Genomic DNA, 23655 nt, shown 5'->3' with positions numbered 1-23655 from the left:
AAAGAAGCTCATTATACATCAAAAGATTCTTGTATCTTTGTCCCATCAAATTCAGATAGCACTCCTCGCTATTTTATAAAGTAAATTCAGAAATACATCAATGAGATTCGATCAATATAGTTTTAGTCCAGAGGTAAAAAACAACCTAGCAAATTTAGGATTTAAACGCCCGACAGATATTCAATTCAAAGCCATTCCTCCTATAATGAAGGGTGAAGATGTTTTGGCCATTGCTCAAACAGGCACGGGTAAAACAGCTGCTTTTGCTATTCCTATTATCGATAAACTTCATCGAAACAAAAAAAATAAGACTTCAGAAGGTATCAAAGCCGTTGTCATGGTTCCTACTCGTGAACTTGCCATTCAAATAACTGAGGTTTTTCAAGAGATTGGCAAAAAGACAAAAGTGATTAGTTTTTGCGTGTTTGGAGGTGTAGAACAAGGTCCACAAATTGCCAAATTACAAGAGGGAATTGACATCCTTGTGACCACTCCGGGTCGAATGTTCGATCTAGTACATCAAGGCCATATTTACCTTCGTGATGTTGATACATTAATTCTTGACGAGGCTGATCATATGCTTGACCTTGGTTTTATAAAGGATATAGAAGACCTTATAAAGTATTTACCTAAAAATAGACAAACCCTTTTCTTTTCGGCAACCATCAGCCCTAGAATTAAGAAATTAGCTTATTCTTTGGTGACAAAGGCTATTCGTATCCAGATATCGCCTAAAGATCCTGTTGCTAAAAATGTAGATCATTCAGTAGGCTTTATCAAAATGGATGACAAACGTTTCTTTCTTGAAAGATTCATCAAAGACAACTCGGAGAGTAAAATTCTTGTTTTCGTTAGAACTAAGGTTCGTGCTGAGAGGGTATTTAAAGCCATGGAGCGTGTAGATATTAAAACTCTAACAATCCACGGTGACAAAGAACAAAAAGATCGTTTGACAGCTCTTAATGAATTCAAAACGGGTCAGGTGAAAGTTTTGATTGCAACAGATGTTAGTGCACGTGGAATCGACATTCCTAATGTGGATTATGTTGTGAATTACGATCTTCCTGATGTAGATGAAAACTATGTACATCGTGTAGGACGCACAGGACGTGGCGTTCATAAAGGTGTCGCGATTACCTTCTGTAGTGAAGAAGAAAAGATGATGCTAAATGAGATTGAAGAATACTTAGGTAAAAAAATTACTGTAATGGAAATCTCTAAAGATGATTATTCCACAACAATAGACTTCTCCGAAGATTATTCTAAAAGTTTAAAGGAGTTAATGCAAGAGGCCGATAACTTTGAACTGGAGACTAAAAAAGCCAAGGCTAAAAAGATCAAGAAGAAACAAAAGAAGCAAAAGAAATAAGCTATTTCCTGCTAAGTATCCCTATAATAAAGCTCTGAGTTTTACAACTCAGAGCTTTATTTTATTGTGGATTCATCCATTAATACCTATCGAAACAACCATTCCCTGCCCTTTTTGCAGAATTCACCGATTTTAGCAAAAGTTTACACAATATTTAGATTCCTATTTGTAAATTTAACTTTCAAACAGACACATTTATTTTGTTATTGATATCGGAGAGCACCAATACCCTTCTCCGAATATAAAAACTAACAATTAAGGAAAAACCATCAAATGGATAAGAAATTTTTGAAACCAAATATTAAACTCAACATATCTGAAATTCCTTACAAAAGAAGTCTGAGTTTTTTACCGCTTATTAAGCAGTTAAAAAATGAGGTGGAACAGGGAGGCATGTATTCATCTCATGCAGATTATATCTTATCTCAAATAAAGAATTATCCTATTTTCTTTTCGGAATCTATAAAGCCTGAAGAACTTTTAAAATATGAAGAACAAGTTCAGATTGTAATGTCTTATATCTACTCACCTATTGAAATAGAAAATTCGATGAGTGAAGTTGGAGGTCCTTTTGAAGATGAAACGTTTTTCCATTCGAAAATTCGCAAAGAGCTCTTAAATAACAAAAATAAAGTTTTTACACTGATTGACGATGTAAGCGAAGATAAATGCATGTTGCTTTTCTCTAAATTAATGTATGCATATCTTATTATTTTAAAAGAGTTTTATCAATTTAATATTAGTATGGCTTATTTAATTCGCTATCATTTGGTTGATAAACTAAATGGTTTGGTGAATTATTTCAAATTTGATTATGACTCAACTTATATTGAAATAAAGCATAAGGGAGATCTTAAAAAATTATCTGATAGTGATATTAAAAAACTCATAAACCATCCTTTTGATATGGATTTGTGGCTTGAGATGTTGCCATTAGATCAATTTGAGTTTTCTGGTTTCATGAAATACGAATATATAGATGTTACACATTTAGAAGTTATCTCGTCCTTAAAGACTGATTTACTTGAGAAATCGAGCATTATCAATCCTAACAATTTTAAAAACCTGGAACAAAACATACGTTCACTATTTCAAAATCCAAATTTGTGTCTCGGCATAGTAGCCTTAAATATGAAACAAGGCAACATGCAAAACCGTTCAGATTTGTGGAATGGGCTATTGTGCTCTTCATCTTATACCTGTTCCGATTATAAGGGGTCTATTTATGAAGAAGCATTAAAAAAAGAACAACCTATTATCATCAATGATTTATCAAAGCATGATAAAATTGGCACTGTTGAGAAAGCCATTCTTAGTAAAGGCATTAATAATATAGCTCTCACCCCTCTCATTTTTGAAAACCAGCTGGTCGGAATTCTTGAGATCGGATCACCCAATGCCTATGATTTTAACTTCACAAATCTAAGGACAATAAAAGATCTCATTCCTGTATTTTCAATTGCCTTAATGCGAAGTAGCAATGAGCTCCAAACTCACGTTCAGGCAACCATTAAAGAGGAATGTACAGCTATTCACCCAAGTGTAGAGTGGCGATTTGAGGAAGCAGCATACAACCTAATACAAGAGCGTGAAGTAAATGAGAATGCAAAGATGGAAGAAATTGTTTTCGAACAAGTTCATCCATTATACGGTGCTATCGATATCCGTAATTCATCTCATGAGCGTAATCATAGTATACAGTGTGATTTAATAGAGCAGCTTAAATTAGCAAAAAAAGTTTTCCAAGAAGCTTACCGGCTTAAACAAATGCCCATTTACGATCAAGTCATTTATAAAATTGAGCAATATAGTAAACGGATAGTAAAAGGCTTATCTTCTGGAGATGAATCAAATATTCTAAACTTCATTCAAGATCATGTCGATCCTCTTTTTATGCATTTCAATTTTAAGGATAAACAGTTTAAAGAAGCCATTACAAAATATAAAGAAAGTCTCGATCCCGAATTAAATATCATATACAAACGTAGAAAGGATTTTGAAGATTCTCTTGCTATGATTAATAGTTGTATTATTCAATGTTTAGACAAGGAACAGGAAAAAGCACAGCAAATGTACCCCCATTATTTTGAAAAATACAGAACCGATGGTGTGGAGCATAATATCTATCTTGGAGAAGCAATTACTCAGAATCAGGATTATAATCCTATGTATCTGAAAAACCTACGATTGTGGCAATTAATTATCAGCTGCGAAATGAGTCGTAGAACAGCTGAATTAAAAGCATCTCTGCCCATTCCGTTAGATACAACAGCTCTAATTCTTGTACATCCTCAGAAACTTTCTATTCGATTCCGACAAGATGAAAAGAAATTTGATGTAGATGGGGCATACAATATTCGTTACGAAATAGTTAAAAAGCGAATAGACAAAGCCGTTATCAAAGGAACGAATGAACGCTTAACACAAGCAGGAAAATTGTCAATTATCTTTTCACAAGGCAATGACATGTTCGAATATCAACGCTATTTAGAATACCTTATTGCAAAGGACTATTTCGAAGATAACATTGAGAATTTGATCTTAGATGATTTACAAGGAGTATATGGTTTACGTGCATTGCGTGTCACAATAAAAAACAGCAATAATAATCAGGAAAACATCACCGAATTAGCCCAGGAAATTGGTCTAAACGGATAATCACTAATAAAACTAATACACAACTAGAATTCAATAATTAGTCTTCATGCTAAGAATATTACTCTCTTTTTTAATTTTAGTCTTTAGTATTAATCTTTCAGCTCAAAGTATGAAAGATAGTTTACTCAACAGTTCACGCCCTAAAATAGGCTTGGTATTAAGTGGTGGAGGTGCAAAAGGGTTTGCTCATATTGGTGTATTAAAAGTCCTTGAAGAAATGAACATGCCCATTGATTATATTTCAGGAACAAGCATGGGGAGTATTATTGGAGCATTTTATGCCATGGGCTATTCGGCCTCTGAAATTGAAAAAATTGTTTTAAGTCAGGATTGGGAATCATTATTAAAAGATGAAATATCAAGAAAATACATTCACGTTAAAGACAAAATAAACCTTGACCGATACGTGATTTCATTTCCGATAAAACCTAAAGGAATTAGAATTCCTGCTGGAATTGTGAAAGGTCAAAACATCATCAATCTTTTTGAACGATACACCATTGAATATCACGACAAAAACGATTTTAGAAAATTTCCTATTCCATTTGTATGTATCGCAACTGACCTTGAAACTGGCGAAGCCGTTGTACTTGATAAAGGAAATATTGCTGAAGCTCTAAGAGCCAGCATGGCCATTCCTACAGTATTCACCCCGATTGAAATTAATGGTCGCTTATTGGCAGATGGAGGTATGATCAATAACTTTCCTGTTGAAGAAGTGATAAAGATGGGAGCAGATATTGTCATTGGTATTGATTTACAAACTGGACCTAGAAGCAAAGATAAATTGAACTCGATAGAGGACATCATAAATCAGACTGTCAGTTTAATGGCAAAAAGGGAATTTATTAAAAATAGAAAGTTATGCGACATATACATCAAGCCCAATATTAATGGATATACGGTTGCAGATTTTGGCAAAGCCGATTCTTTAATACTTCGTGGAGAACAGATTCCTCTTGAACAAATATCAGAATTGAAACAAATTATTGCCAAACATAAACTCATTAAAACACAAAAGCAAAACTACCCAATCGTAACTGATTCTACTCAATATTTCATTAATGATATTAAGATCAACGGTCTTAAACATGTTAGAAAAGCTACAATGCTAGGAAAACTAGACATTGAAACAAGAACTTGGACAAGTATTAAAAGAATTCAAAAAGGTATCAATAGAGCTTATGGAAGTAAATATTTCGATAAAGTTGCTTTCCAACTAAAAGGTGATATCGAAAAAACACTCGTTATTAATGTAACTGAACGTCGGTCGAATCGTTTTAATGTTGGTATGCATTACGACGATGATAATAAAGCATCTGTTCTTCTAAATACAACTTTCCAAAATAAAATTCAAGATGGATCCAGCCTTTCGTTAGACTTAAAGTTATCTGAAAATCCTCGATTTACTGCTACATACAACCTGGATAATGGATTAAAACCAGGCTATCAATTAAAACTTGATATAAATGACTCTGAGGTATATGATTTTGCAGATGGTGATAAAGTTGGTAGTTACGATTTAAAATACTTAAAATTAGACGCAAATCTACATTCCACTTTTCGAGAATCATACTCAATGGGAATTGGCGGAAAGATGGAGCTATATAGAATTTCTTCAAATATAAAGACGCTTGGACTTGATGAAACAGACGAAGATTATTATTTTACCTACTACGCCTTTATCAATATGGATTCTCATGATAAAGGTTATTACCCTAAGAAAGGCTTTAGTTTATATGGAGAATACAAGCTTATTACAAATAATGGTCTGACTTTAGATGGCAATGAGCGTCCTGCTTCAGTTGCATACCTTAAAGTTCAGAAAGCCATAGCCTTAAGCAACCGCCTAACCCTATATCCGAAATTCTTTGGTCGTGTGGTATGGGGGAAAGCTATTCCACGTGTATATAATACATATACTGGAGGACTAGACCAAACCAATTATTTTGATATTCAGGTTCCTTTTGTGGGTTTACGCCGCATGGAAGTTGTTTCTGATAACTCATTTGTTTTTAGAGCCGATATCCAATTCGAACTTTTCAAAAAAAATTATTTGATTTTAAAACCTAATGTTGCTAAAGTAGTTGCAGATGTCAATAGCGCTTTAACAGAGGGACAATGGATTAAAGGAGTTGGACTAACCTATTCCTACAACTCTTTAGTAGGGCCAATGGAGGTAACCTTTAGTCTATCTGATCTTGAAAATAGACTAAGAGGTTTTATTAATTTGGGCTACTGGTTTTAGCTATTTTTCCAATTTACTTTTAGAGAGTTTTATAAATCGAAACATAAATAGAATCGAAGCTGTTCCTAATCCAGCAGGTAATCCCCACCAGATACCAACTTCTTTTAATCCAAACGTAAAAGCACAGAAATATCCCATTGGTAAAGACACAATAAAGTAAGCAATAAAGGTATATAGAGTTGGAATATTAACATCAGACATCCCTCTCAAAATACTTCCAAATACAATCTGCAAGCCATCAAACAATTGATAAATTATCATGACAACAATAAACTGTGCAGCCAAAGCTATAACCAGTGGATCATCAGAAAATAATGTTGGTAATTGATTTCTAAGAAAAAGAAAGATCAGACCTATAATTATAACCATTAAAATAACGAGGTGAATCGCAGCCCAGCCTGCTTTTCGCATCTCGTCAATCCTGTTTTCACCCAAAAGTGACGACACTCGAATTGTTGTACTTGAAGCGATACCCAGATAAACCATAAAACTAATGGTTGAGATACTTAGAACAACCTGATGAGCAGCTAATCCAGCAACACTTATCCATCCCATCATAATTGTACTCAACATAAAAGCTGAAGCTTCCATCACTAGCTGAGAACCAATCGGCACACCCATTTTCCAAATTTTAATAAAATCTCTAATTGTAAACTGAGCCTTATCTATGATCTCTCCGTAGACTCTAAAACTTTTTCCCTTTTTAAAAACAAAAAAGAAAGCAATAGCCATGAAAATTCTTGATATCAAAGTGCCATATCCAGCTCCATTTAAACCCATTACAGGCAAACCGAGTTTTCCATTTATTAAAATATAATTGAATATGACATTGATAAGGTTGGCAATCAGGATAATATTCATAGCGACTCGTGTATTAGCTAATCCCTCACAAAATTGTTTATACCCCATAAATATCATCATCGGTATTATGGAGAGACTAATAATCCACAAATACTCTTTAGCAGGACGAATAACATCAGCTGATTGTCCCATATTATCCATAAACAGACTAAGAAAATATATCAGGATACTCAGAAAGACACCCATACTTAGGACAGCCCACATAGAAGCTTTAAACCAATCTCCTACCCTATTCATATCAAAATGACCTCTTGCTTTACCTACCAGTGGCGTTATGGCATATGAAAAGCCAGTACCAAGAACAATCACCAGCCAGAATATCGTATTGGCGAAAGAAGCTGCAGCTAACTCTTGAGTTCCAACATGCCCAATCATCATATTATCAATAAGCCCAACAGTAATTTGACCTAATTGTGCTAAAATAACGGGGATTCCAAGTTTAATAAGTCCCTTATAATGATCTTGGTAGGATTTAAAGTATGAATGAATTACTTGACTTGTCATTATCGAAAAAATTGAATAGAAGAGATTACTGTATAAATGCAATAATCTGATGGGCTGCGAAGGTAAATGAAAAGACCTTATGAATTAATAATTTCACGATTGAATTTGAGACAAAAAATTGAAAGGAACTTATACAAATTCGCCCTCAGCCCAATTGTGTTCATTATAAACCTCAATACCATTTTCAAGAAGAAGTTGAGAGCTTAAACCATTACCCTCAATTAATTTACCAGAGAATGTTCCATCGTAGATATTTCCACAACCGCAAGAGGGACTATTAGCCTTCAGAATAACTTTCCTGACATCACAAGTTTGTGCAATATCTAAAACTCTTTTTGCACCGATTTGGAATTCAGAAGTATAATCAAGACCGCTCTCAGTCATCACCTTTTTACTCCCATCATTCTGAGTGATAATTTCACAAGCTTCACGTGGTGTTGCTAGTCCTCCTAAAACTTCAGGGCAAACGGGTATTAAACGACCAGAATCAATTAAGTTATCAAGTTCAAAGATTCGGATACTTGTTCCATTGTATCTACAATTGACACCCAGTAAACAAGCACTAATTAAATATATTTCCTGTGACATTATACTGCTTTTTATAATCAAAATTGGTATCTCAAGCTTAATTTGAAATCAGAGCTCCCTATAAATAGAGCTTACTAAGAAGTTTTTATAAAAATCCATGATATAATAGAAAAGCTCAGCAAATAGCTGAGCTTTTATTAAATCATATATTTGGATTGAGATTATTCCCAATTCAAGATTACTTTTCCACAATTGCCTTCTTCCATAATATCAAAACCTTTTTGGAAATCAGCAGCATCGAATCGATGTGAAATCATTGGAGAAAGATCTAATCCACTCATCAACATTTGCTCCATTTGGTACCATGTTTCGTACATTTCGCGACCATAAATACCTTTCAACTGAAGACCTTTGAAAATGATATCACTCCAGTTTACCTGAGTTTGTGATGGTAAAATACCTAATAATGAAATCTTACCTGAGTTGTACATATGTGAAACCATATCGTTGAAAGCTGCAGGCGAACCTGAACATTCCAAACCTATATCAAATCCAATTACACCTAATTCCTTCATGACATCGTCAAGGCTTTCTTCCATTGGGTTGACAACACGAGTTGCCCCCATTTTCTTAGCCAGTTCAATTCGGTAAGGATTCGTTTCAGTAGCCACAACGTAACGAGCTCCTGCAAACTTTGCAATAGCTACAGCCATAGAACCGATCAGTCCAGCACCTGTAACAAGCACATCCTCTCCAATAACAGAGAAAGATAATGCTGTGTGAGTTGCATTCCCGAATGGATCCATAATAGCCAATAATTCGTCGTCAATCTGATCACTCATCTTCATCAAATTCGATGATGGAATAGCAGCGTACTCAGCAAATATACCATCGATATTCACACCAATACCAACTGTATTTTCACATACATGTTTACGACCTCTACGACAGTTTCTGCAATGTCCACATGCAATATGACCTTCGCCTGTTACACGATCACCAATTTTAAAACCAGTAACACCAGCTCCCATTTCAGCAACTTCACCAACATATTCATGCCCGATGATCATCCCAGGTTTAATGGTATTTTGAGCCCACTCATCCCATTTATAAATGTGAAGATCGGTACCGCAAATAGCTGTTTTCTTTATTTTAACAAGAACATCGTTAATGCCTACTTTAGGAACATCAACTTCTTCCATCCACAAGCCTTTTTCTGCTTTGGATTTTACTAGAGCCTTCATTTTAGCCATTGTCGTATTATAAGTAAATCTGTAAGTTAAAGTATTTTGTGTCTAATTGAAAGCTAATATATAAGCACCTCAATTATTTTTCGAAAATAATAAAAACAAAATTAGAATATCAACTTGTCAATAAGAAATTAAAGAAAGAAATAGAATAAAGTAAAGACAAAACTTAAAAAGACTTTATATCAATTCATTACACTTTCAAATACTCACAAGCATGAGATACATCATGAAACAAAAAAAACTGCAGACGGCAAGCTTATAGCCCCCAGTCTACAGTTTTTATAAATTTCTCTACTTTCAGATCAAAAGCAAGGCTTCAATTTTCTATGCTTAGTTTTCTTCTCCACTAAGAAATTTCACTGCCCACAGGTCTTTCTTCTGATCTTCAGGAGCAAGTTTCACTGATTTTTCAGCTTGAAATTTAGCTTCTTCTTTTTGACCTACTTTATTCAATAAGAAAGCGTAGGTATCAATATTTGCAAAGTTCGCATTCAATTCAACCGAACGTTTCGCCATCTTAAGAGCTGTGCTTAAAAGCTCTTTACCCAGAGCTTCTTTTGCTTCGGCAATTGTCCAAGCATAGCGATTTAGATTCTCTGAATTATCAAAATCATACTTCACGGCATAATCAGCCATTGCCTGAAAAAACTTCTTCTGATCAGGATCTCTTTGAAGCATATTCATATCCAAAAATGCAACCACCTTAGTTCCGACTTCTTTGTCCAGCGCAATCAATTCATTCTTCTTAAGATTAAGGGCTTCCATATCGCCTTTACGAACCAATTGTCCCATTTCTCCAAGCATGGTATACTCCAAAAATTGGTCGATGTTTGCTTTATCAGCTACGGTGTAAAATTTAGCCCTATTTTTCAACACAAAGTGAAAAACTGGATTTGCTGTGCTTTTGATTGTGCTCGCAATTAATTCTGCATCTTTGACATTGATTAAATCCTCTGTTTTTTTGCTTGAAAAATAGCTCTCAACGGCCTCTTTTGTATCAATACCCGCTTTTGCAGAAGTCAAAATATATTTTTGCATGAATTCCGAACTGCGATCCCCTTTTTCAAATTGTTTATTCAGAGCTGCCCAATTGTTCTTGGAATCCAAAGCCAACTTGGCAGTTTCCAACAAAGAATTGGCATCACCGGCTCCCACCATTTTGTGCTGAATATTGCCATCACTATCTAACCACAATAAAGTAGGAAAAGCAGAAACTTGATATCTTTCCATCAAAGGCTTTCCTGCTTCTGATTCCATATCCATTTTCACATTCACGAAATTCTTATTAAAGAAATCACCCACTTCTTTTTGAGTAAAAATATTTTTTGCCAGATACTTACATGGTCCACACCAAGTGGTATAACAATCCATAAACACGACTTTGTTTTCTTTTTTTGCTTTAGCCAAAACCTCGGAAAAAGTACCGTGCTCGAATTCAATTCCTTGCGAGAAAACGTTCCCAAAAACAAATAATGCAAGCAAGGATAAAATTATTTTTTTCATTGATTCAGTTTTGTGAGTAAACGATTGTTACTCGTTAATAATCTTTCTATTTATTTACTAATTGATCGCATTTTTCTTACAACTGAAGGCACACTTATTACATTGTACACAATCGTAATTTGATAGGGAAGAAAACTTCAAATTTCTATCGATTACAATAGCCTGAGTTGGACACACCTTCTCACACATTCCACAATGCACACATGAGTCATTCACGATACGACGTGGCTTAAAAGAAAAGTATGAAACAATTCCCAAAAGAACACCATATGGACATAGAAAGCGACAAAAGGGTCTTGGTACCCAGTAGCCTAAAGCTAACACTAAAATCAAATAAATCCATGTTACAATACCAAAAGCCACCATAAATACTGGCTCCAAGGGATTCCCCATAATAAATGCCAAGGCTTGTTCGAACCAGGTTTGTCCAGTAAAGAAAATCACCTTATAGGGCTCCAATTGACAAATCAAGAAACATGAACTTTGAATCGCATAATAGATGGTTGCTATAAGCATTAAGATTGGAACAATCTTTAAGGCCTTATTTAACTTCGCAGGCAGCTTCTTAAACTTCTTTTTCTTTTGCAACATGTGCTGAACAGCTCCCAAAGGGCAACCTGAAGTACAAAATACTCTCCCAGCTATCAAGGCAATCAATAAGGGGATCATAAAAATGATAAAGCTAGCCAATCCAATCTGAGCGGGATTTATTATCCCCATGGTTGTATTGGATATTGCTCCAACAGGACACACACATCCCCCACGAATAAAACCCAGATAAGCAAAGCTTATTATTGCTAAAATGCTCATTGCTCGCTGTGATTTTCTTTTCAGTACAAAGAAAAGTCCAACTAAAAGCAATAGGAATAAAACACCTAGGTCTACAAAGACCATATATTCAGGTGTAGGAAAATATTCTTTAGGAATATAACTATCCTTAAACTCTTTAATATTTCCTCTACTCAAGTCATCTAGATTATGAGACTTATGATCCGAATTAAGACCAGCAAATTCACTTGCTGCAACTGATGCTGTATTCAGGAATGAGATTAGAAAAAAACCAATTACAATTAAATATTTCTTCATCATTACACCATGCCTTCTAGTTCGTAAATCCCTTTAAAATCATCCTCTGGCCCCATATATAAACGGTCAATCGCTCCTTCAGGACAAGAGCTTGCAATATCGCATGAGTTACATGATAGACACAAATCCGGACGGATAATCAGGAACATGGATTTGGTTCCTTTCTCCGTACAGGCATGAGCACATTTGCCGCAACCAGTGCACTTATCATGATCGATATCATAAATGAAATAGCCATCTTTTCCCCCTGAGTAATTTCTGCGCGTAACGGCATCATAAGGGCAAATTTTCTCACCATCATTCACATCTTGATCTCTTGCAATCTTATTATCTGAGATGTGACCGTGACAAACCACGCAGAAAGAACATTTTTTTTGATCGTTTACTGCCTTAACTGCAGAAGGTGTGCGTACGCAAAGTGTCTCACATTTACCACAGTTGGTGCATTTCTCCGGATCAATTTGCCAAACATATTTCGAACGTGGGCCTGCTGTATCCTCGTTCATATGCTGACCAATTACGCGGTAGGCTAGTCCTCCTAATGCTAGTGCACAGGTAGCCTGTCCGGCTTTACGCAAAAAGTTACGTCTGTCCCAATTCTTCTTTTCAGTCATCTTTAATTCTTTGCTATGGGTTTCAAATAAGGATTAGGAATCCAGCTCGCTGGCTTTACAAATCCATCACTTAACAAACTTTCTTCTGATTTTTTTCCAGAAACTGCTAATAGGGCATTTTGCAAACGCAAAGCATCAGCTTCCGAAATTTTTGCCATATCCATAATTACAGAACAAAGTGGAATTTTTTCTGTTTCTCCGATTATACGAAAATCATCCTCACTAGCCACATCAACGGCACAACTTGCTTTCATCACATAGTCAGAAACCAGGGCCACGTCAGTATTTTTATCCATCAACTCGTTAATACATTCTAAACAGCTTGCTTTCTGATAAACTCTTCCTGGCTGAATTCCTTTTTCATCTAGCAATCTAAATGGTGAATGGTATTTCTCGTAGGCATCTTCTTGACCTGCAACGAGAGTTTGACCCTTGATATCTTCCAAACAGTGGATATCAGAATCTTTTCTTACTAAGAAAACACCTGTTAACCATTGATTATTGAAAGCATCTAATACATCAGCAACTCTTCTATATTTGATGTTATAATCCTCATTCAACATGAAAGCGGTCCATGGCTTACAAATCACACCATCAAACTTCTTTGCTTTCATCGCATCTTCCATTTCATAGGATTCCATAAAATAGCTCAACTTCAAATCGATATTGTAATCTGTTTTTAATCGCTTTTGAATATCGAAATACTCACGAGCAGCAATATCATGAATACAAGCACAAGCGGTTTGCTTGCAATAGGTATCATTCACAGCAAGATTAATTGTCAGCGTTTGATCTGCTGAAGAAGCTTTCAAATTGCTTGTTGGCTGAAATGCTGTTTCATTTTTATTGGAAGAGCAAGCCATCAGTACTAAACAAATCAAAATAGCATAGAAGCTATTTTTCACCATTATTTTCATCTCTTAAACCTTTAATTAATTGAAATACATAAAAATATCTCTATATCGATAGACGTGAAATGCAAATTTCATTACGATTGGAGTAAAAGCTTTTGCACATCTTAGATTTTAATCGTTCACCCGAGTTAGTCATTCTATTATCTAAAAGACAGTTCTTATTAAAAGGGCACAAATCAAAATCTAATCTTTCTGTCTATCAATGCTCATTCTGAATGATTAAAGCCTGCCAAGGTATATCCGACAGGCTTTAAGTTTATCAAAAGAATTGAATTCTTAGTTTATAGAAACACACTTTACAACACCCTTAGCTCCAGATGCAAGATATAAGTTGTCTTTAGCGTCTACGATCATTGGAATATGAGAACATCCTTTTACTAACTCCTCAATTCCAGCAATCTGCTTCGCTCCTTCTTTACTGTAAATCTTAATACGAGTTGGATCCTTCTCAACTGTTACAATAGCACCATTAGAAAGACTATTTACACTTACTGGGTTACAACATCCGTGAAACTCATCAAGAGATTTACCCCTCTGACCAAAAGCAACAATATTCTTTCCTTTAAAATCGAAACCTTGAACACGGAATGCCCCTAGATTAGCAACCAAGATCTCCTTCTTAGCATTTACCGAAAAATCTAAAATACCACAACAAGGACGCATCTCATCTATTGAAGCACCAGCATTTCCAGTTTTGGCATCAAACATGGCAATACGCTTGTTCTGATAATCAGCAATAATCAATATATCATCAGAAATCCTAGCTCCTGTTGCTGTCTTTAAACTGGGTAAGCTATACTGATTTACTTGCTCTCCTTTTTCATTTAAAATAGTACATTCAACTCCCATAGGAACCATACGATCGTATGACTTACCTCTTACTTTTTTAGTCACTTTCTTCTGAAGTGTAGAAAGAACATAAATTTGATTTGCCTGATCAACAGCAATTGAAGCAGGAGCGCCTTTTAATTCAGGCTTAAAGTTACTCACCAATTTACCCATAGGGTCAATGATCTGCACTGTTCCATCCTTCTGTAAAGCACAAATATTATTATTTAAAAAAGCTCCTAAATAAATGATATCCTTTAAGCTTTCTCCTTTAAATTTGCTATCAACCTTGTATGCCACATTACTCGCATTAGCCATAACCTCATCAAAACCTTTCTCTACTTCTTTCATTTTCGCGAACTTAGCTTTAAGCTTCACGATCAATGGGTTCTTCTGAAGTTCTGGAGCAAGAGCATTTAAAGTTTTCTCTGCATCAACAGCTGACTTACCAGAAAGTTTCTGTGAAACGAGAACTACTGAATGGAAAGTTGCTGGATTCTCTTTAATAAACTTTTCGTTTAAAGCTTCCATTTCAACCATCTGTTTCTCAATTTCTTTCTCAAGCTCTGCTTTTCTTTCTTCAGTGATACCTGGCTTGTAGAATTCAGGAATAACATCCTTATATTTCTCTTCAATAAGCATTTTCTCAGCGTCATAAATATTCAACCCATCCTGAGCTTGGCTACCTGTGATACTTGCTTTCCCAAACTCTTCAACATTGCCATTAAGAGTCATAACCTCATTCTCAACATAAATCATTTTGAAAGCTCTAGTCCCTTCAATCTGCAGATAAGCTTGTCTGGGCGAAGAGAAATCTCCCTTAAAAATAAATTTACCTTCTTTAATAAGAGCAGAGTCTTGAGTAGAACCTTCCTCCGAAAAAGTACTTAGCATGATTTTTCCATCAGTGATGCCTTCAAGAGTTCCGTTCATTACGAAAGTCGTTTTAGCCACCTTTGCTTCATTACAAGCAAAAAATGTGGATAAGATAAGCATAAAAGCCAGCGCTTGTTTTAAGTTTTTCATTGTTTAAAGTTTTGTTAATTGGGTTTTGATTTATATTGTGGTCTTCTTTTGTTTAGTCCATTTTTAATTGTGATGATTATTTTCTTAAATCTATCTTTAAGAACCTTAAAAACCGAATATGGGTGATAACAAAAACAAAAATAAATGTTAAAGAACCTTAAATGTATAGACTCAGATTAAATAAGCATAATATTTTTTTCACAATTAGCTTACATTTTCCCATTGAACATTCAATTATCAATAGAAAAACAAGTTCTCAGAGATAACATGATATAATTGTATTTATTTATTATTAAAAATATCTTCAAATTTTCTATCCATAGCCTCATCATCTTCACCACCACCGCCATAACGACCAATTATAACTCCGTTAGGATCAATTAAAATCTTGGTAGGAAGAGAATGAATTGCATAAGCTTCGCTAATATCATTGCTCTTATCAAAGCCCGTTGGGCTTTGTTTTAAGCCTCTCAACACATGATGCCAAATACCTATACCATCTTTTTCAACCGCTTTGTGCCAGGCTTTAGGATTGCTATCGTCATCAGAAATCCCGATAAATTCAACACCTTTGCTATGGTATTTTTTGTAGAGTTTAATCAGATGAGGATTACTTGCACGACAGGGCTTACACCAGCTTGCCCAAAAATCAATCAGCACATATTTTCCTCTAAAATCTGACAAACTGATCGTTTTTCCATTAATATCAACTGATGTAAATTCAGAAGCTTTGCTTCCGGGAGAGCCCCCCTTCAATTTATCCAACTCCGTCTTTATCATTTTTCCAAAATAGCTCTTCTGTACCTCAGGAGTGAATTTGTTATAGTAAGCCAGTCCTTTTTCAAGAGAAATACTGCTAATACATCCACTTAACAAATGGGCTGCAAATAGTGAATTGACATTCTGTTCGATATAGTCTTGAGCCAAAATCTCCATTTCGTCATAAAAAGGCTCCATCTTCTCCTTTGCTTCATTGGCATTGTCTTCCAGATTCTTTAGTTCCTCTTTTGTAGCACCCTTCTTTTTGGCTTCCCTGTATTTCTCATTGGCCTCATCGTAAGCCTTTGAAAGGGTGGCTGTTTTCGCCAAAACAGGAGTCTTTAATTTTTCAAACACTTCCGATTCGGCTTGTAGTTTCGAGCCTGTGATTTGTACAGGCAAAGATTTTTGGCCCCACTGATCTGATGTGGCCTTATCCATATCGGATTGGATGCTAATCTTACTATTCTCCATAAAAAACGGAAAACCACACTTCTCAGATTCAATCATAGCAAATACCTGAACCGGAGATTCTATTTTCCCCTGCATCTCAAATAGCCCATTCTCGATTTTTGCAGAATCTATTTTAACAAGCTCATCATCTATTCTATTGTAATAGGCAACAACTATTTTGCCTTCTTTTATGCCTTTTATATCTCCTGTTACTGTATACCCTTGTTCGGTTTGCGTTGTACAAGAAGAAAATAAAAATGCGATTAGTATATTTAGTAATGTGAACGTTCTCATACGATGTGTTTTTTTGCTGCTTTTCAGGGTATCACGCAGATGACACTGATTGAGGCAGATTATTTGTATATAATGAGAAATTTATAGCCTCCGGTGAGGCCTTTAAAATTAGAAGCCAAAAATTTCTTTCAGTTTGTCATCCAGTTCTTCACCGTGTAATAACTTGGCAATGATGATACCGTCTTTATCAATCAAGACTGTTGATGGCAGATAGTCCATACCATATTCACTGATCACTCTCGCCGGAGCTGGGTTTACAGGAAATTCATCAGCCACATTAAACCATGGAATTTCATCGCTCTCGATAGCTTTTTTCCATGCTTTGTGATTATTATCATTTGTAACACCAAGAATTTCAAAGCCTTTGGAATGATATTTTTCATACAGTTCCTTCATATGAGGGAATGAAGCACGACAGGGCTTACACCATGATGCCCAAAAATCAACCAACACAACTTTACCCTTTAGGCTCGATAATGATAACTTGGTTCCTTCTGGCGTTTTCAAAGTAAAATCTGGAGCTGTTTTTCCAACTTGAATTCTTTCCTTAGCTTCAATATCTTTCTTCACTCTAATGATACTTGGATCATTTTTAGCGTTTTCAGGCAGTAAAGCATACAACTCTTTAATTTCCTCAATTGAGGCAATTTGTTTAATAAATGAGAAGACCTGTGGCACAAAAAATTTGTTGATATTATGACGTATGAGATCCATTTTCGCTTTATTCACTTCATTTTCAAGATCCGGAGCTAATCTGTTCAATTCCCTATTCAACACTTCATATTCATCATTAGAGCTGGCATTCTTAAGCTGCTCTGCAATCTCCTTACAATTAGCATACTTATCTTGCTTCAGCATTGCCTCCTTCATATTATGAAACTGGTCAACTAAGCTCTGATTGATTGCGCCTTCCAGTTTCACATTTCTGATGTAGTTTCCTTCTGCATCATTAACATCCGCACTCAAGGTGATTTCTCCATTTTCCAGAATGACTCCCATGATCACATCCGCATTGATCAATTTCAACGAGTAGAATGAAGTCTTCAAAGACTTGCTTTTGAAGCTGAATCGACCATGATTTACCTCTACAGTATCAATACCTATCTCTGTCATACTTGCCCTATCAAAAGTACCCAGTACTATTTTATCTTTAGTCACGCCCTTAATGGTTCCATTCAGGATAAATTCGTTCTTTTTGCTGCAGGAAAATAAAGCAGCAATGCATAATAAACTGATTAATAATCGCATGTTAGTAGGTGTTTATGATGATTGAATCACCGTGATTAATCCATAAAATTTAAGCAATAGCATTCCAGGTCATACAAAACAGAATCTGCATGAATAATTAATAAAAGAAATAGTATATGGTTTTAAGTCGTGGTGTTTTAGTCAGAGAAAAAAGGGGCATTATGCCCCTTTTTAAATTATTCTTTAATATGTGTTTTGCTCAATCACTCCATTACTAGAGATAATTTCACTATTAGGAATAGGAGCAGCATATCTTCTGTCTTTCGTATCCAAAGTATATGTTTTTACTGGCTCATTTCCCAGAATATCCAAATCGGTATAAGGGAAGAATGTTTTATTTACAAGCACATCATCACCAGCATAATCATTATTGTTATAACGTCTAAGGTCATACCATCTCATTGTAATAGGCATTTCGCGTCGGCGTTCTTCAATAATTTTTTTGATAGCCTCGTCCTTAGAAGATGCGCTCAAATCAACAACCCCTGCAGGATCGATTCTCTTTGCTCTAAGAATATTTGCAGTTGACAGACCATCTTGCCACTGTCCCAATCGGGCCTGACATTCTGCTTTAATTAGCAACATTTCAGGTACACTAGGACCAGAATGGGTAGTCCATGTATCAAACATATAGGCAGGATAATCATAAGTAGATCCAACTCGATAAGAATAATGCTCTACAAAAAAGTATTTCCATCTAAGATCGGTAGCCTGACTTCCATCCAAATTATAGGTATCCATTAATTCCCGACTTGGGAATCTCCAATTATTATTGTCAGCTTCCACACTTGCAGAAAAATAGGTTTCAGTCCAAAAACTTGGATCCCAATTCTGATAAGTAGCCGGATAATTTAATTCATAGTCAACCACTTCACCATTAATTGTAATACTGCGAGGTTCAGGAGAATTCGATGAATAGCCAAAACTATTCAGATCTTTAATCTTGTCAACGCCATATTCATTAAGAGCTTTACCTGCATATAATTGTGCATTTGTATAATCATGCATCGCAAGATAAAATCGGGCTGCAAAAGCATAAACTGCAGGAGTCGTTACACGATTAGGGCTATTAAATCCAATAGCATCGGTAAGTGCCACATCCAACTTCAATGCTTCAACAATATCTTCTTCGATAAACTTATAGGTCTCTTCAATAGATGATCTTCCAACAGCTTCGTCAAAAGATGTTGATCTCTTTAAAGGAATTCCTGCCTCCTGAAGATTTGCAGAACCATATGGCAAAGCATATAAATTTACAAGAAGAAAGTTATTGTACGCTCTTTTAAAACAGGCTTGAGATTTTAACCTTTGCTTTTCCGCTTCCGATGCATCAGCATCTCGAAGAATGCTCAAAACCATATTCGATCTGAATATATTTTGGTAGCGATATATCCAAAAATCGTCTTTATAGTTTTTAGCTGAAACTTCTCGTTCCCATGTCACTGCATGTATATCCTGTATCGGATACAAAGAGTTTAGTCCATTGTAAAGATCAACATTGGGTTTCACATCGTCAGAAGAAAACATCAGGTAATGTGATATTTCATCATTACGATAAGCTCCCGCAAGTATCAATTCCAAATCTTCTACTGTCTTAGGAACAACAGCTGATGATTTTGATGGTCTTTCTTCGAGGAAATCATCGCAACCTGTCATCATAAAAGATGAAAGAAGAAATGATCCTACTAATATATTTTTAAACAACTTCATAATTCAAATTTTAGAAATTAAACTTACATCCAAAAGTATAACTCACCCCAGGTTTAATAGAACCTTTAGGATATACAGGATCCTCATTGTACTTATTAAAAGCAATAACTCCTACATTATTAGCCTGAGCATAAAAGCTTAGTCCATTTAAACCAATTCTTCTTAATGCTTTTTTAGGCATATTGTAAGTCAGGTTAATCTCTTCAATTCTAATATTATCTGCTTTAACGGTCAGATAATCAAGATCACCTATATAGGAATTATATCTACTATAATTGGTAGATCCCCCTGTTGGAATTGGAACAATTTTATTTGGATCGCCATTAACAACTTCCATATAAGAATCATTAATGTTCCCTTTTCCTTGTCCCATTGAAGGATAGTTGAAACCTTTTCTTTTAAAGATATGACCAAAATATCCGGTCATTATAAATGACAGATCAAAATCATGAATCTTAATCAGGTTCGAGAATCCCATTGTAAGTGGAGGATTATAGGTACCCTCATTGGTCACAAAATCTTTATTATTGAAGGATGTTGGTCCCCAACCGGAAAAGTCAACATACTGACTACCGTCTCTTGAAATAATTGAAGGTCGCATATCAGGATTACCTTCTGTTCCAAAATTATGCATGCCACCATATTTCATTCCCCATACGGTATGCGCATTGTAGCCTTCAACAAATTCCCAGCCTGAGCCATTCCCGTACATACGGTAATTTAAAGTTGCATCATCCTTATAAAGACTGGTAATTCTATTCTTATTGTATGCAAAGTTTAAGTTTCCTGTCCATACAATATCATTGCCTTGAATAGGCAGTTTTGTTCCAACACTAATCTCAACACCTCTATTGTACATTTCAACCGCATTGATTGCCTGTGAATCAGTTCCATTAACAGCAGGAATAGACACTTCTGAAATAAGATCTTCACCTTTCTTATTGTAGAAATCAAGCTTACCAAATAATTTCCCTTTAAAAAGGCTGAAATCAAGACCTAAATCAAAAGTTCCTGTTTTCTCCCAACCCAATGATGGGTTTCCATAGTTTGAAACAATACCACCACCTGTTGCTGTATTAGTATTGTAATACCAATACGATATTAAAGGATCCACTGAAGTTGATTTATCAACATTTCCATTAAAACCATAAGTCACACGAAGATTCAATCGATCAACAAAATCAAGATCGGTCATAAAATCTTCCTTGGTGATTTGCCAACCTGCACCTACTGACCAAAAGGGAGAATAACGGGATTTTGGATCTGATGAAATGAGATTGGAAGCATCTGTTCTGTAACTTCCCGATAAGGTATATTTATCGTTGTAAGTGTAAGCTAAATTCCCGTACATTGAAAAATACTTATCTACTTCATACTTCATCGCGTCAGCTGTGTAAGGCTGTGTTCCCCATGCAAACCCCAACATGTCTGGCAGTGGGTTCATAGGATCAGAAGATCCATGAGGCCATGGTTCAAATGTTAATCTCTCGGGATTATAACCATATTTTCTTCCGATAGTATTCCCTTCATTCACTCTTTCAGAAACCTCAGTACCAGCAATCATATTTATGGCATGCTTACCTAAGGTCTTGTCAAAACTCAGTTGATTTCTCACATTGTAAGCACGTGTTTCTGAACTGCTCCCATCAAGAATTCCACCTTTGGGAAAGTTCGGATCTACACTGTTCGGATCTCCAATATTCCAGGCGGTACCCTTGTTCACATTATATCTCACCTCGTAAGAGTCTTCGGAATATTCATCTTTCGTATCCTTCTTAAAAAGTTCATATTGAAACTTCGTATCCAATGTTAAGCCTTCGATAATTTTAAATCTCAAACCCGCTTGAATACGAGAGTTGATATTTTTTTTATTTCTATCTCTGCTTTTCATTTCCTGAATAGGGTTATATCCCCAATTCGAATAAGGAAATTCAGAACCCGTCCCCTTCACAAAACGTTCGATTAATGGCATATACAAGCCATGTTGAACATCAGCATAAGCACCATCTGCATTTAACAACATATCGTAGGGAGACATCGCCTGAATATCGCCCAAACTAACACCATTATTATTGGCGCTATTATATTGAAAGCTTCCAGAAAAATTGAAATCAACCCAATTTGCTAATTTCACAGAATTCCGGTAATTAATATTGTACTTCTTACTGTCGTTTCCTTTAAAATAATCGTTCCCATTTTCGAACAAAAGCGAAAGGGTATTTGAAATTTTCTCTGATCCGCCAGAAATAATAACATTATGCTGCTGATTAAAAGGAGAGGCTAATAAATGATCCTTTATTTGCTTTTGGTTGTTCAATGTTCTCAGCTTAGCCAAAGTCGCATTTTTATCTGCTTCGGAAAGGAAACCTAAACGATGTTCATTCATTGCAACTACTGCAGATGAATAATACTGATTGGTATTATAATCATCCATGACTCCGTAGAAATCATTTTCGAGAGGTCTTGAGTAACCACCAAAAAAATTGGTATTAAATCCCATCACTTCGTAATCAACAACATCAGAGCTAGAGGCTACAGGATTCGCATAATCCAGATCGAACTTTTTCTCAAATTTAACCCATGAAGAGACTTCAACTTTGACCTCTCCATTTTTGGCCTTTTTGGTAGTAATCACAATCACACCATTGGCCGAGCGTGCTCCCCAAATAGAAGAGGCCGCAGCATCTTTCAATACCGTAACACTCTCAATATCGTTAGGATTGATTGACTCTAAATCACCCTCAATAGCAAAACCATCTACAACAATTAATGGATTAGAACCTGCTCCTAAACTGGTTTGTCCACGAATTTGCAGACCTCCTTCATCTTCATATTGTGTTCCAAGTCTTTTATGAAGACCTACAACTGTACCCACAAGTCGCTCGGCAACATTTGAAGTCGGCTTACTCATCTGAACCTTATCTATTTTATCATAAGAACCTGTAGCGCGTTCCTTCGAAATGGTTTGATAACCCGTAACAACCACTTCAGCCATTTGCTCAGAATCAGCTTGCAACACAACATCAATCGTTGCTTGACCTGTGAAAGCAACTTCTTGAGATGTCATACCAATAAATGAGAACACAAGTGTTTTCGAATCAGCAGGTAGGCTTAATTCGTAGTGCCCATCAATATCAGTTGCAGATCCTATTGCAGTACCTTTAACCACAACAGAAACCCCTGGTAATGAAACACCTTCTTCATCAGTCACACGACCATGTATCTTTTTATTTTCTTGCTTTTCAAATTTTACCGGAGCGGGTTTGGCCGGCATTAATATGATCACACGATCTTCAATTTTATAATCGATCTTGGTACCTTCCAGACAACGTTCCAGGATTTCTTCCACTCCTGAACCATTAAAATCGGCATCATTAATCTTTACATCTTCAATTTCATCCTGAGAATAAATAAAATCAAATTCACTATTCTTTTTTATTTCATCCATCAACTTCTGCAAACTGGCATCTTTAAAACTAATACTGAAGCTAGTTTGCTGAGAATAAACACTTGCAGACAACTGAAGTGTTGTAATTAAAAGTAAAATCCAGGTGAATTTCATAATTCTTAACATTCGTTTCAACTTCTCCCCCAAGGGAAAAACTTGACTCGTAGCGAGTTTTTTCATAAATTTGTTTTCGGTTAGATTAAACATTGTATTCCTTTTGGAATACTTTATTTGACTACAGCAGGAAATGTTGCCGCATTTCCTGTTTTTTTTTAGTTTATTTTTAAAGTATTAAATGGCTATAAAGCCAAATGAATAAAGTGTTATTTAATAGTTCCAGATGTATAATACTCA

Annotated in this window: 15 protein-coding genes; 3 read left to right on the top strand and 12 right to left on the bottom strand. The window is 35.6% G+C overall.

The window, feature by feature from the left end; genetic code table 11:
- The first annotated feature begins 100 nt into the window (after nt 1-100).
- From DWB61_RS14245 to DWB61_RS14235, 3 genes are all read left to right on the top strand, one after another.
- Nucleotides 101-1369: a DEAD/DEAH box helicase gene (locus tag DWB61_RS14245; RefSeq protein ID WP_125031582.1), complete on the top strand. Its 1269-nt coding sequence runs from the start codon at nt 101-103 to the stop codon at nt 1367-1369.
- Nucleotides 1370-1642: 273 nt separating this feature from the next.
- A complete protein-coding gene (locus tag DWB61_RS14240; protein ID WP_125031581.1) occupies nt 1643-4027 on the top strand; it encodes a GAF domain-containing protein in 2385 nt (794 codons plus the stop codon).
- Between the two features lie 109 nt (nt 4028-4136).
- Nucleotides 4137-6275 (top strand): patatin-like phospholipase family protein, encoded by a 2139-nt coding sequence (locus DWB61_RS14235; RefSeq protein ID WP_158614435.1) that lies wholly within the window; start codon nt 4137-4139, stop codon nt 6273-6275.
- Here DWB61_RS14235 and DWB61_RS14230 read toward each other — a convergent pair whose 3' ends face one another.
- The 12 genes from DWB61_RS14230 to DWB61_RS14175 form a co-directional block, all read right to left on the bottom strand.
- The gene (locus tag DWB61_RS14230; RefSeq protein ID WP_125031579.1) at nt 6276-7640 is read right to left on the bottom strand and encodes an MATE family efflux transporter; all 1365 of its coding nucleotides are present in this window, start codon (nt 7638-7640) and stop codon (nt 6276-6278) included.
- A gap of 129 nt (nt 7641-7769) precedes the next feature.
- Nucleotides 7770-8228: a 2-thiouracil desulfurase family protein gene (locus tag DWB61_RS14225; protein ID WP_156190265.1), complete on the bottom strand. Its 459-nt coding sequence runs from the start codon at nt 8226-8228 to the stop codon at nt 7770-7772.
- A gap of 161 nt (nt 8229-8389) precedes the next feature.
- Nucleotides 8390-9421 (bottom strand): L-threonine 3-dehydrogenase, encoded by a 1032-nt coding sequence (gene tdh, locus DWB61_RS14220; protein ID WP_225423402.1) that lies wholly within the window; start codon nt 9419-9421, stop codon nt 8390-8392.
- Between the two features lie 327 nt (nt 9422-9748).
- Entirely contained in the window at nt 9749-10921 is a 1173-nt protein-coding gene (locus tag DWB61_RS14215) for a thioredoxin family protein (RefSeq protein WP_125031578.1), read from the bottom strand.
- Between the two features lie 57 nt (nt 10922-10978).
- The gene (locus DWB61_RS14210) at nt 10979-12007 is read right to left on the bottom strand and encodes a 4Fe-4S binding protein (protein WP_158614434.1); all 1029 of its coding nucleotides are present in this window, start codon (nt 12005-12007) and stop codon (nt 10979-10981) included.
- Nucleotides 12008-12009: 2 nt separating this feature from the next.
- On the bottom strand, nt 12010-12621 hold the full coding sequence (locus DWB61_RS14205; protein WP_125031576.1) for a 4Fe-4S dicluster domain-containing protein: 612 nt from the start codon (nt 12619-12621) through the stop codon (nt 12010-12012).
- 2 nt (nt 12622-12623) lie between these two features.
- The gene (locus DWB61_RS14200; protein ID WP_158614433.1) at nt 12624-13529 is read right to left on the bottom strand and encodes a phosphate/phosphite/phosphonate ABC transporter substrate-binding protein; all 906 of its coding nucleotides are present in this window, start codon (nt 13527-13529) and stop codon (nt 12624-12626) included.
- Nucleotides 13530-13811: 282 nt separating this feature from the next.
- Entirely contained in the window at nt 13812-15389 is a 1578-nt protein-coding gene (locus tag DWB61_RS14195; protein ID WP_125031574.1) for a DUF4369 domain-containing protein, read from the bottom strand.
- Nucleotides 15390-15671: 282 nt separating this feature from the next.
- Nucleotides 15672-16895, bottom strand: a complete 1224-nt coding sequence (locus tag DWB61_RS14190) for a TlpA disulfide reductase family protein (protein WP_125031573.1) — start codon at nt 16893-16895, stop codon at nt 15672-15674.
- Between the two features lie 108 nt (nt 16896-17003).
- Complete coding sequence (locus tag DWB61_RS14185; protein WP_125031572.1) at nt 17004-18143, bottom strand: TlpA disulfide reductase family protein; 1140 nt, start codon at nt 18141-18143, stop codon at nt 17004-17006.
- A gap of 183 nt (nt 18144-18326) precedes the next feature.
- Nucleotides 18327-19853, bottom strand: coding sequence for a RagB/SusD family nutrient uptake outer membrane protein (locus tag DWB61_RS14180; protein ID WP_125031571.1), 1527 nt, complete (start codon nt 19851-19853; stop codon nt 18327-18329).
- Nucleotides 19854-19863: 10 nt separating this feature from the next.
- Complete coding sequence (locus DWB61_RS14175) at nt 19864-23481, bottom strand: SusC/RagA family TonB-linked outer membrane protein (protein ID WP_158614432.1); 3618 nt, start codon at nt 23479-23481, stop codon at nt 19864-19866.
- Between the last annotated feature and the right edge of the window lie 174 nt (nt 23482-23655).

It is taken from the genome of Ancylomarina euxina (assembly GCF_003863355.1).
Lineage (GTDB): Bacteria > Bacteroidota > Bacteroidia > Bacteroidales > Marinifilaceae > Ancylomarina > Ancylomarina euxinus.
The sequence above is the reverse complement of the archived record's forward strand: the minus strand, read 5'-3'. Positions and strand labels throughout refer to the sequence as shown.